Annotated in this window: 9 protein-coding genes; 5 read left to right on the top strand and 4 right to left on the bottom strand. The window is 64.3% G+C overall.

Annotation, left to right across the window (positions count from 1 at the left end):
- Positions 1–289, bottom strand: a 289-nt coding sequence (locus VGL01_RS25440) for a Chromate resistance protein ChrB (protein WP_331574352.1), incomplete at its 3' end; no start/stop codon positions are given.
- A gap of 140 nt (positions 290–429) precedes the next feature.
- On the opposite strand from VGL01_RS25440, the gene VGL01_RS25435 reads away from it, so the two are divergent.
- On the top strand, positions 430–1,491 hold the full coding sequence (locus VGL01_RS25435; protein ID WP_331574350.1) for a DMT family transporter: 1,062 nt from the start codon (positions 430–432) through the stop codon (positions 1,489–1,491).
- 60 nt (positions 1,492–1,551) lie between these two features.
- Complete coding sequence (chrA, locus tag VGL01_RS25430; RefSeq protein WP_331574348.1) at positions 1,552–2,787, top strand: chromate efflux transporter; 1,236 nt, start codon at positions 1,552–1,554, stop codon at positions 2,785–2,787.
- On the opposite strand, the gene VGL01_RS25425 is transcribed toward chrA, so the two are convergent.
- Positions 2,765–3,679 carry a LysR family transcriptional regulator gene (locus VGL01_RS25425; RefSeq protein WP_331574346.1) on the bottom strand — a complete coding sequence of 305 codons (915 nt, stop codon included), beginning with the start codon at positions 3,677–3,679 and terminating at the stop codon, positions 2,765–2,767. The two genes, chrA and VGL01_RS25425, sit on opposite strands and share 23 nt — an antisense overlap.
- A gap of 206 nt (positions 3,680–3,885) precedes the next feature.
- On the opposite strand from VGL01_RS25425, the gene VGL01_RS25420 reads away from it, so the two are divergent.
- From VGL01_RS25420 to VGL01_RS25410, 3 genes are all read left to right on the top strand, one after another.
- A complete protein-coding gene (locus VGL01_RS25420) occupies positions 3,886–5,103 on the top strand; it encodes a CoA transferase (RefSeq protein ID WP_331574344.1) in 1,218 nt (405 codons plus the stop codon).
- Positions 5,100–6,083 (top strand): hydroxymethylglutaryl-CoA lyase, encoded by a 984-nt coding sequence (locus VGL01_RS25415; RefSeq protein WP_331574342.1) that lies wholly within the window; start codon positions 5,100–5,102, stop codon positions 6,081–6,083. The genes VGL01_RS25420 and VGL01_RS25415 overlap by 4 nt, the downstream gene beginning before the upstream one ends.
- A gap of 182 nt (positions 6,084–6,265) precedes the next feature.
- Complete coding sequence (locus tag VGL01_RS25410; RefSeq protein ID WP_414720355.1) at positions 6,266–7,591, top strand: MFS transporter; 1,326 nt, start codon at positions 6,266–6,268, stop codon at positions 7,589–7,591.
- 63 nt (positions 7,592–7,654) lie between these two features.
- Here VGL01_RS25410 and VGL01_RS25405 read toward each other — a convergent pair whose 3' ends face one another.
- Both VGL01_RS25405 and VGL01_RS25400 read right to left on the bottom strand, forming a co-directional pair.
- Positions 7,655–8,359, bottom strand: a complete 705-nt coding sequence (locus tag VGL01_RS25405; protein ID WP_331574338.1) for a response regulator — start codon at positions 8,357–8,359, stop codon at positions 7,655–7,657.
- Between the two features lie 3 nt (positions 8,360–8,362).
- Positions 8,363–11,146: a DUF4118 domain-containing protein gene (locus VGL01_RS25400; protein WP_331574336.1), complete on the bottom strand. Its 2,784-nt coding sequence runs from the start codon at positions 11,144–11,146 to the stop codon at positions 8,363–8,365.
- Between the last annotated feature and the right edge of the window lies 1 nt (position 11,147).

Below are 11,147 nucleotides of genomic sequence, written 5' to 3'. Positions count from 1 at the left end.
ACGCGTCGTAGTCGCTTTCGCGGTCGAACAACGCGCGGAACGCCTGTTCCTGAGACGCATCGAGGCTCGGCGCGCGCAGCAGGTGGGCGGTGCCGCCGCTCTCGGCGATGGCGTCGGCCAGCTCGCGCAACATGTCTTCGTGGCCGTCGCTATAGGGCAAGAGATAGACGCCGTCGCGCAGGACGGCGCAGCCTTTTGCCTTGAGCGCGCGGTAAAAACGCATGCGCGCTGTCGCGTTCTCGGTGGGCAGCGTCAGTATGAGCAGAGACCACATCAGCGGTGTATCCATGTAGAGTATCCTACACAGACGTTAATATTGATACAAGTTAACTCGTGCCCCGGTCCGTAACCCTTGTCGATTCAGCGATCCCGATTCGTTAAACTGCGCGCATAGGCGCCGCGCGCGCCGATTCCAACCACCTCATTCCGATGAATTCAAGACTCAGCGCAGTGTTCGTCGCGCTCGCCGCCGCGGCGCTGTTCGGCGCCGCCACCCCGATCGCCAAAGCGCTTCTTGGTTCGATGTCACCCTTCATGGTGGCGGGTCTCTTTTACCTCGGCAGCGGCGTCGGGCTCGGCATGGGCATCGTCGCTCTGAGGCTCCGACGGGCCGATGCCCAGGCGAGTGCCAGCCATCGAATCCAGAAAGCCGAACTGCCGTGGCTCATGGGCGCGATCGTGACCGGCGGTGTCGTGGGACCCGCGCTGCTCATGCTCGGGCTGGCGAGCACGTCTGCGGCGACCAGTTCTTTGCTACTGAATCTCGAAAGCGTGCTGACCGCCGTCATCGCATGGGTCGTCTTCCGCGAGAACGTCGACCTTCAGGTGTTCCTCGGGATGGTGGCTATCGTCGCGGGAGGCATGCTGCTGTCGTGGCACCCGGGTCAGGTAGCGGTTCCCGTCGGGGCGCTGCTGATCGTCGGTGCCTGTTTGTGCTGGGCGATCGACAACAACCTGACACGCAAGGTGTCCGCAAACGATGCGATGGTGATTGCCTGTCTGAAGGGCTTGATCGCGGGCCCTGTGAATCTCGCCATCGCCTTTGCCACGGGAGCGGCACTGCCGGCCGTGGGCATCGTCGGCGCTGCGATGCTCACGGGACTGGCCGGCTACGGCGTGAGCCTCGTCCTGTTCGTCGTTGGGCTCCGCCACCTCGGGACTGCGAGGACAGGAGCGTACTTCTCGGTTGCTCCGCTCTTCGGGGTTGCGCTTTCGCTCGTGCTATGGCCTGAGTTACCTTCCGTATCGTTCTGGATCGCGGCAGCGCTAATGGCGCTTGGCGTTTGGCTGCACGTGCGCGAGCGCCATGAACATGAGCATAACCACGACTTCCTCGAGCACACTCATCGGCACCGCCACGACGAACACCATCGGCACGAGCACGACTTCCCGTATGCGGGCGACGAACCGCATACCCATCCGCATGTTCATTTGCCCATTACGCACTCGCACGCGCATTTCCCGGACATCCACCACCGCCATCAGCACTAGGCGCTCTCGCGCGGCAGAAAAATCGTCGTCAGTGCGCACGCTCATCACGTCAAAGGGTTTATGGAAGCAGGCATATCGAAGTCGCACGCGAGCCGCGCGCACTCCGCACTCGAGGTTCTGTCGGTTTTTCTGAGGCTGGGGCTGACGTCGTTCGGCGGCCCTGTCGCCCACATCGGGTACTTCCGTCGGGAGTTCGTCGAGCGGCGCCGGTGGCTCGACGATGCGACGTTCGCCGATCTCGTCGGCCTTTGCCAATTTCTTCCGGGGCCCGCGAGCAGTCAGGTGGGATTCTCGATCGGTTTGCTTCGTGCGGGATGGCGCGGCGCCCTTGCCGCATGGTGCGGCTTCACGCTGCCCTCGATCGCGTTGTTGATCGCTTTCGCCCTCGTTGCCCCGTCACTGGGCGGTCCGCTCGGCAGCGGCCTGATCCATGGGCTCAAGCTCGTTGCGGTAGCCGTTGTGGCGCAAGCGGTATGGGACATGGCGCGCCGCCTATGTCCCGACCATCGCCGCGCTGCTGTCGCGTTGATCGCCGTAGCGATTCTTGCCGTCCTGACCACCGCCTATGCGCAGTTGATTGTGATCGTGCTCGGGGCATGCCTTGGCATGGTGTTGTGCAGAGCTTCCGCCTCGGAGAGCATGGCGGGCATGGGTCGACACGCGCGCGAGTTCCACGTGTCGCGCACCGTAGGGGCAATCGCGCTGATACTGTTTTGTGCGTTTCTTTTCGGGCTGCCGGCATGGGCGGCGGTCGATTCGACGCACGCCATCCGCATATTCGACGCCTTTTACCGCTCCGGCGCGCTGGTCTTCGGTGGCGGCCACGTGGTGCTTCCGCTACTGCAACACGAAACAGTCGCGACGGGCTGGGTATCGTCGAACGACTTTCTGGCGGGCTATGGCGCCGCTCAGGCCGTCCCGGGCCCGCTCTTCACGTTCGCCGCCTTTCTCGGCTGGATCATGACCGGCACGCCCGGTCATGGCTGGGGCGCGTTGTTGGCAACGGCCGGCATCTTCTTGCCGGGCCTGCTGCTGGTCCTTTCTGCGTTGCCCTACTGGCAAGCGCTTCGCGCGCATCCGTCGATGGCCGCAGCGCTCGCGGGTGTCAATGCCGCGGTGGTCGGGCTGCTGGCGACGGCGTTGTACTCGCCCGTCTGGACGAGTGCCGTTCATTCGGGGGCCGATTTCGCGATTGCCACGGTTGGCTTCTTTTTGCTGACACGCTGGAAAGTGCCGCCGCTCGTTGTCGTACTACTTTGCGCGGTAGCGGGCGTTATCGAAGTACTCCCGCATTGACGGACCCCGTGAGGTGCGTCACGAGCAACCGAGCCGGCTTGGGCAAGACAGCGAGGTCCCGCGCACAGATGAGCAGTGCACGGTGCGCCCATTCTTCGGCAAGCTCGATCTTGCGCAAGCCCATCGAGCGCAAATACGGCCGCACGGCCGCCGCGGGCAGCACGGCGACGCCGAGCCCGGCCGCGACCATCATGCACATGGCGTCGAAGCTGCGCACGCGAATGCGCAGCTTCAGCCGCCGACCGATCGATTCCGTGGCGTGTTCGAGCCGTTTGGCCAGCGAGGTACCCCGTGAAAGGCTGACGAAGTCGTACTCGAGTGCCTCGTCGAACGAGATCGATCGGTGGGCGGCAAGCGCATGGCCGTTCGGCACGACGAGCACCAACTGATCGTGCCGATAAGGGACGGTCTGCAGGCCCAGCAGGGGCGTCGATTCCGCAAGAATGCCGAAGTCCGCTTCACCGTCGAAGACGGCCGTCGCCACGCGGTCGCTGTTCTGCTCTTCGAGTTCGATGCGGATTTGCGGATTGGCCGCCGTGAAAGCGGCGATCTCGGCCGGCAGGAACTGCGTGACCGCCGAGGTATTGGCCCAAAGCCGCACCACGCCGACGACGCCCGCGGCGTAGTCCGAGAGATCCGCGCTCAACACGTCCACATCGTTGAGAATGCGTTGCGCGTGCCGCTGTAACGCGGTGCCGGCCGCCGTCAGTACGATCCCGCGGGAATGACGCTCGAAGAGGGCGACACCCAGCGCGGCTTCGAGGTCCGCGATCCGCTTGCTTGCAGCGCCCACCGCGAGATGCGCCAGTGCCGCGCCCTTGCTGATGCTACCGCTGCGCACCACCAGGCTGAACAACGAGAGCGAGACGAGATCCAGGCGGTGCAGATTCATGATCGGGCGTAAGTCGGTAACCGATTTACCGTGCCGAGCATTATGCAATATCGCTCTTCATCCCCCGATAGCGGTTAGGGAAGACCCTGAATCGGCTTTCGCGTTTCGCGAAAGCTGGATGCGCGACTGTGACATTCCGCCGAGTTGGGCGGGCTCGCATAATCGCCTGCAATCGAAATAGCCAGGACTTCAGGGGAGATAGGCCAATGAGCGGTCAACCATCGACTTCCATTTCACCGGCAGCACTCGATGGCATCCGGGTCATCGAAATGGGACAGTTGATTGCGGGGCCATTCGCCGGCAAAACACTCGGTGAATTCGGCGCCGACGTCATCAAGATCGAACCGCCCGGCGCGGGCGATCCGCTGCGCAACTGGCGCCTCATGAAAGACGGTACGTCGGTCTGGTGGCAGGTGCAATCGCGTAACAAGCGCTCCATTGCACTCGATCTGCGCAGCGCGCAAGGGCAGGAAGTGGCACGCGCGCTGATCGCACAGGCCGACGTGCTCATCGAAAACTTCCGGCCCGGTACGCTCGAGGCCTGGGGCATGGGCTATGAAGCGCTTTGCGAGATCAACCCGGGTCTCATCATGCTGCGCATCTCGGGGTACGGCCAAAGCGGACCCTACCGGGACTTGCCGGGCTTCGGCTCGATAGGCGAGGCGATGGGCGGACTGCGGCACCTCACCGGTGAGCCCGCGCGCGTGCCGGTGCGGTGCGGCATCTCGATCGGCGACACGCTGGCGGCACTGCACGGCGTGATCGGCGTTTTGATGGCGCTTTACCATCGCGACGCTCGCGGCGGAAAAGGGCAGGTGATCGACGTGGCGCTGCACGAAGCCGTATTCAACGTCATGGAGAGTCTGATTCCGGAATACAGCGCGTTCGGCGCCGTGCGCGAAGCGGCGGGCAGCGCGTTGCCCGGTATTGCACCATCGAACGCCTATCGCTGCACGGACGGTTATGTGCTCGTCGCCGGTAACGGCGACAGCATTTTTCGGCGCCTGATGAGCGTCATTGGCCGCGACGATCTGGCCGCCGATCCGTCGCTCGCCGACAACGCGGGGCGCGTTGCGCGTGTCGACGAACTCGACGAGGCGATCGGCGCATGGACAGCGTCGCGCACGTCGCAGGAGGTGCTCGATACGCTATCGGCCGCGCGCGTACCGGCCGGCAAAATCTATACGGCCAAGGACATCGCGGAGGATCCCCACTATCGGGCGCGGGACATGATCCTGCGGCAAACGACACGGGAAGGCTACGAACTCGCCGTGCCCGGCATCGTGCCGAAACTGACCGGCACGCCGGGCGCAGTTCGTTCGGCCGCGCCGCGGCTCGGAGACGACACGGAGGCTGTGTTGAGAGAGGCCGGCCTGACCGACGACATGATCCGCACGCTGCGTGAACAAGGGGCGATCGCATGAAGAGCTGGCAAGGGAATCATCGACGCATTTATCTGCACGAGGTCGCGCCGCGCGACGGTTTGCAGTCGGAACGCGCGTTCGTGACAACCGATCGGAAGATCGCGTTGGTCAACGCGCTCTCGCTCACGGGCGTCGCCAAGATCGAAGTCACGGCATTCGTCTCGCCTCGGGCGATTCCCTCGCTTCGCGACGCCGATGCCGTGCTGCGGGGCATCGAGCGGCGTCCGGGCGTCGTGTACACGGCGTTGGTGCCGAACGTGCACGGTGCCGAACGCGCCATCGAGGCGCGGGCCGACGAACTCAACCTCGTCATGTCGGCGAGCGAAAGCCACAACCTCTCGAACCTGCGGATGACGCGCGAGCAATCCTGGCAAGGATTGCTCCAGGTCGCGCGTCTTGCGCACGGGGCCGGCGTGGCCGTCAACGTTTCGCTGTCGTGTGCCTTTGGCTGCCCGATGGAGGGCGATGTGCCCGCGGATACGGTGCTCGAGTGGTCTGGACGCTTCGTCGAGGAAGCCCATGCGCGCAGTGTCACGCTGTGCGACACCACGGGCATGGCCTACCCGAGCCAGGTCGCGGCCTTGACGCAGACGTTCTGTACGCGCTGGCCGGCCACCGAACTCACGCTGCATTTTCATAACACGCGCGGCATGGGGCTGGCCAACGTTCTTGCCGCCATCGATGCCGGGGCGACACGCTTTGACGCATCGTTGGGCGGAATCGGCGGCTGCCCCTACGCACCGGGCGCGAGCGGCAACGTGTGCAGCGAAGAGATCGTGCATGCGCTCGAACTGATGGGATACGACACGGGTGTCGATCTCGATGCGTTGCTCGCGATTTCGCGCCAGTTGCCCGGAATGCTCGGGCATGACACGCCGAGCCAGCTCGTCAAGTCGGGACAGCGGCTCGATCTGCATCCGCGACCCGCCGATTACGACGCGATCGTTCAGCGCGCGCTCGAACGTAGCACCGGCAGTTGACAGCGCGCTCTCATCGGCGCATCGCGAATGCGGGCGAAAACCTACCGGCGATCCGATCGAGGTCGCCGATGCCCATCCAAATCGGAGGAGACATGAAAAGAGAAGCCTCGTTACCTGAGCAGAAGTCCGCGGAAATTGCCGCGCGCTTCGACCGCCTGCCACCCTCGCGTACCGTCTGGACGATGGTGATCCTGATCTCGCTTGGCGGGTTTTTCGAATTCTACGACTTGTTCTTCACCGGCTATGTCGCGCCGGGGATGGCCCGCTCCGGACTCTTCACGCCCGAATCGCTCGGATTCTTCTCGGCGCTTGGCCCACTGAAGGTCGCCGGCTTTGGAACCTTCGTGTTTTCGACGTTCATGGGACTCTGGGTCGGCGCGCTCGCGTTCGGACAAGTTGCCGACCGGTGCGGGCGACGGATGATCTTCACGTGGTCCCTCATCTGGTACGTCGTCTGCACGACGATCATGGCGTTCCAGACGACAGGGCTCTGGCTCAACGTCTGGCGCTTTGCCGCGGGCGTCGGACTCGGCATCGAGTTGGTCACCATCGATACCTACATCTCCGAGTTGATCCCGAGCCGGGAGCGCGGTCGCGCCTATGCGGTGAACCAGGTCGTTACGTTCTCCGCCGTGCCGGTGGTCGCGTTTCTCGCGTTCGCGTTGAAGGACATGCGGCCGTTCGGGCTCGATTACTGGCGCGTGGTCGTGTTGGTCGGCTCGCTCGGTGCCGTGGCGGTCTGGTTCTTGCGGCGCAACATCCCGGAAAGCCCGCGCTGGCTCGCGCGTCATCAGCGCGTCGAAGAAGCGGAGCGGATCGTCGCAGACATCGAACGTCGCGTGGCGGCCGAACGTGGCATCGCGCTAAGCGCCCCGCAACCGGCGCAGCCCGAGAAAGAAGGGCGCGGATCGCTTATGGAAGCGCTGCGGCCTCCCTATCGGAAACGCACGGTGATCATGTCGGTGTTCAACATGGCGCAGGTGATCGGCTTTTATGGATTCGCCGCCTGGGTGCCAACGCTGCTCGTGAGCCGCGGCGTGCACGTGACGTCGAGTCTTGCCTACGCGTTCGTGATCGCGATCGCCAACCCGTTCGGACCGCTGCTCGGGGTATGGTTTGCCGACAAGTTCGAGCGCAAGACGCAAATCGTGGCGAGCCTTGCAGCGATGGGCGTCGTGATCGTGCTGTTCTCGCAGGCGTCGTCTCCGGCGCTACTGATTGCGCTCGGCGTGCTGTTCACGCTGGCATCGAACGTCATGTCGTTTGCCTACCATGGCTACCAGGCTGAACTGTATCCGACGCGGATACGCGCGCGTGCGGTCGGCTTCGTCTACTCATGGAGCCGTCTCGCCGCGGCATTCGCGGGGCTCGCGATCGGAATCCTGCTGCACGGCTACGGCGTGCCCGGCGTCGCGGCGTTCATCGGGACGTCGATGCTCGTCGGGATTGCCGCGATTTTGCTGGGACCTGCGACGCGCGGGCTCGCGCTCGAAAAGATCAGCCATTGACGATATGTCGGCGACGAGCCGCATACGATCTGTCGGTTCGTCGAACGCGAGGCCGAGAAGACGTCAGTTCATTCCCGTGAGCCGGTAGCCGACTCCTGTCTCCGTGATGATGTGCTGAGGCTGCGTCGGATCGCGCTCGAGCTTGTGCCGGAGGTTGCGCATATAAATGCGCAAGTAGTGTGCGTTGTCGGTGCGCGCGGGCCCCCAGACTTCCCTCAGCAACTGCTGGTGCGTCAACACACGGCCTGCGTGCCGTATCAGCAAGAGCAGCAAGCGATACTCGATCGGCGTGAGATGTACGGCGGCGCCGTCGCGCTCGACGGTCCGCAACTCCAGATCGACCGTTACGTCGCCGAAGCGCGCTTTGGATGTTTCAGATGCCCCATTTGCATTGCGATTATGCCGCCGCAGGTGCGCGCGAATGCGCGCCAACAGCTCCGCGGCACCGAACGGCTTCGTCAGAAAATCGTCCGCGCCCGCATCGAGCGCGGCGACTTTCTCCTCCTCGCGCGTACGCGCCGATAACACGATGACCGGCATCGAGGACCATTCCCGCAGCCGCCGGATCACATCGACACCGTCGATGTCCGGCAAACCCAGATCGACGATGGCGAGATCCGGCCGCGCGTTCGCCGCGAGCGACAACCCTCGGAGCCCGGACTCGGCGTCGAGCATGCGCATCGCCTCGCTTTCGAGGCACGCCTGTACGAAGCGGCGGATGCGGCTGTCGTCTTCGATCAGCAGTACGGTGATGGCGGGTTCCGACATGAGTTATCCGTTCCTATCGCCGGGCGTAGCATCGAGACCTTCGATGGGCAAACCCTCCAGCGGCGTCTCGTTCGCAGGCAACATGAACCAGAACGTCGCACCGAGCACCGTACCGTCCGCCGCGATGCGATTCATGGCGCCGATCTTGCCTGCGTGGGCTTCCACGATCGCGCGGCAGATTGCAAGACCGAGGCCGATGCCCGGCTTCGCGGATTCCTTTTCGCCGCGCGTAAACTTCTCGAATATGCGCGACGCCATGGCCACAGGCAAGCCCGGACCGTCATCCTGGACTTCGACCTTGACGTAACGCTCGTCGCCTTCATGCAGGACCGACGCCACCACGCAGATCGGCGAGCCGGCCGGCGTGTACTTCGAGGCATTCTCGAAGAGGTTGGCGAAGAGCCGCTCCACGAGCACCGCATCGAGCTCGATGAGCGGCAGGTCCGCAGGCACACGCGTGCGGATCGGCCGGCCCGCGAGTATACGCCGGCACGCGGCAAGCGCGGAGCCGATGACTTCCTCGATCGACGACCACTGACGATTGATCTTCATGCTGCCTTCCTGCAGGCGAGCCATGTCGAGCAAATTGGTGACGACGCCCGTCATGCGCAGCGCCTCGTCGTGAATGGCCTCGGCAAGCTCGAACGAACGTGCCTCGTCGACCTTGGCTCCACCGGGCTCCGCGGCCAGCATGGACGCAAAGCCGACGATGGACGTCAACGGCGTACGCAGATCGTGCGAAATGGCCGACAAAAGGGAATTTCGCAATCTTTCGGACTCCATATTGACCAGCGCGTCCTGGGCGATTTCGACGTAGTGCACACGTTCGAGCGCCAGCGCAATCTGTGCGGCGAACGTCTCGATCATCCGCCGCTGCTCGGGGACCTGGAGATCCTCCATGCGCGGCGAAACCAGCGCCATGACGCCGCGCGTGCGCATGGGCGCCTTGAGCGGCAAGTAAAGCGCACTCGTGGCCGGGAGCGTGTCCGTGCCGTGCCCGGCTGGCTTTTGCTGATCGTAGACCCACTGCGCGATGTCCTTGTCGATCTCGGCCTCGGCGAGCGTGACGGCGGGGTCCGGGTTCTCGATCTTGGGCCGCACGCTCTCGTTGCTGTCCGGCAAAAGAATCGCGACGCGTGCCTGGAAGACTTCGGCCACGTGCCGGGAGCCGGTTTCGATGATCTGGACCGTCGCGAGCGCGGCACCGAGTTCCCGCGTCATGGCGAACATCGCGCCGGTGCGGCGCTCGCGCAGGTTCGCGATACGCGCCTGGCCGCGCAAGCTCGCCGTGAGATGACTGATCGTCAGGGAAGTGGCCAGCATGACCGCAAACGTCAGCAGGTATTGTGTATCCGATACGGTGAACGAAAGGTGCGGCGGCACGAAGAAGAAGTCGAACGAGGCGACGCCGAGAAACGAAATCAGCACGCCCGGTCCGCGCCCGAGCCGGGCCGCCGTGAAAATCGTGCCGAGCAGGTAAAGCATGACGAGGTTGGCGAGCGAGACCCGCCCGAGCGCCTGGCTGGCGATGACGGTGATGGCCGCGCACAGACCGATCGCGTACAGATACGACGAGGGCTTCGAACGCTGTACCTCGGCACCCAGGCCAGCGAAACGTGCAGCTGACTCGCGACGCTCGGCTTGTTCGCGTACGGCGCCCGAGTTCACGAGTGTCACGTCGATGTCGCGTGCGGCGCCGATCAACCGCTCCCCGGTCGAGCGACGCAGCCATGCGGACCAGCCGGAAGCAGGCGATGCACCTACCACGAGCTTCGACACATTACGCATGCGCGCATAGGCGATCAGCGTTTTCGGCGGGTCTTCTCCCTGCAGCGTTACCGTTTCGGCGCCGAGCTCGGAGGCGAGCTTCAACGCATCGAGCGTTCGCTTGCGGATCGCATCGGGCAGACGCTGCAGTCTTGGCGTTTCGACATAGACGGCAAGCCAGTCCGCCTTGAGACTTGCCGCGAGCCGCGCGGCGGCGCGCACGAGCGTCGCGCTCTCGGGGCCCGCGCCGACACACACGATGATGCGCTCGCGCGCTTGCCAGATACGCTCGATCGATTGATCGGCGCGATATTCCCGCATCTGGGCGTCCACGCGGTCAGCCGTGCGGCGCAAGGCCAGTTCGCGCAGCGCGATCAGGTTGCCCTTGCGGAAGAAATTCCGGACCGCGTGCTCCGCCTGACGCGGGAGGTAGACCTTGCCCTCCTGCAGGCGTTCGAGCAATTCATCCGCCGGCAGATCGACGAGCGTCACGTCGTCGGCGAGATCGAACACGCGGTCCGGCACGGTTTCCCATACACGGATACCGGTAATCTGTCCGACGATATCGTTCAGGCTCTCGAGATGCTGAACATTGACGGTCGTATAGACGTCGATGCCGGCGTCCAGCAGCTCGTACACGTCCTGCCAGCGCTTCATGTGCCGCGAGCCCTGCACGTTGGAATGCGCGAGCTCGTCGACGAGAATCAGCCCGGGCTTGCGCGCGAGCGCCGCATCGAGATCGAACTCGGACAACTGGTGCCCGCGATACTCGATCGTTGCGGGAGGGATGACCTGGAGCCCTTCGATGAGGCCTACCGTTTCCTTGCGGCCGTGCGTCTCCACGACGCCGACGACCACGTCGACACCTTCGTCGCGGCGCCGCCTCGCCGCCTGCAGCATCGCGTACGTTTTGCCGACGCCGGCGGAGGCGCCGAAGAATATCTTCAACCGGCCGCGACTGCGCTTTTCTTCGTCCCGCTGAATTTTTTCGAGCAGCGCGTCGGGATCGGGACGTTCCATA

This window comes from Trinickia sp. (assembly GCF_036503415.1).
In the GTDB taxonomy this organism is placed as follows: domain Bacteria; phylum Pseudomonadota; class Gammaproteobacteria; order Burkholderiales; family Burkholderiaceae; genus Trinickia.
This window is presented reverse-complemented; position numbering and strand designations above follow the sequence as displayed.

What these genes read in the sequence shown, in the direction of transcription:
- VGL01_RS25435 (WP_331574350.1), top strand. Translation starts at nt 430, where the DNA reads ATGAATTCAAGACTCAGCGCAGTGTTCGTCGCGCTCGCCGCCGCGGCG.
- VGL01_RS25410 (WP_414720355.1), top strand. Translation starts at nt 6,266, where the DNA reads ATGGTGATCCTGATCTCGCTTGGCGGGTTTTTCGAATTCTACGACTTG.
- chrA (WP_331574348.1), top strand. Translation starts at nt 1,552, where the DNA reads ATGGAAGCAGGCATATCGAAGTCGCACGCGAGCCGCGCGCACTCCGCA.
- VGL01_RS25415 (WP_331574342.1), top strand. Translation starts at nt 5,100, where the DNA reads ATGAAGAGCTGGCAAGGGAATCATCGACGCATTTATCTGCACGAGGTC.
- VGL01_RS25425 (WP_331574346.1), bottom strand. Translation starts at nt 3,679, where the DNA reads ATGAATCTGCACCGCCTGGATCTCGTCTCGCTCTCGTTGTTCAGCCTG.
- VGL01_RS25420 (WP_331574344.1), top strand. Translation starts at nt 3,886, where the DNA reads ATGAGCGGTCAACCATCGACTTCCATTTCACCGGCAGCACTCGATGGC.
- VGL01_RS25400 (WP_331574336.1), bottom strand. Translation starts at nt 11,146, where the DNA reads ATGGAACGTCCCGATCCCGACGCGCTGCTCGAAAAAATTCAGCGGGAC.
- VGL01_RS25405 (WP_331574338.1), bottom strand. Translation starts at nt 8,359, where the DNA reads ATGTCGGAACCCGCCATCACCGTACTGCTGATCGAAGACGACAGCCGC.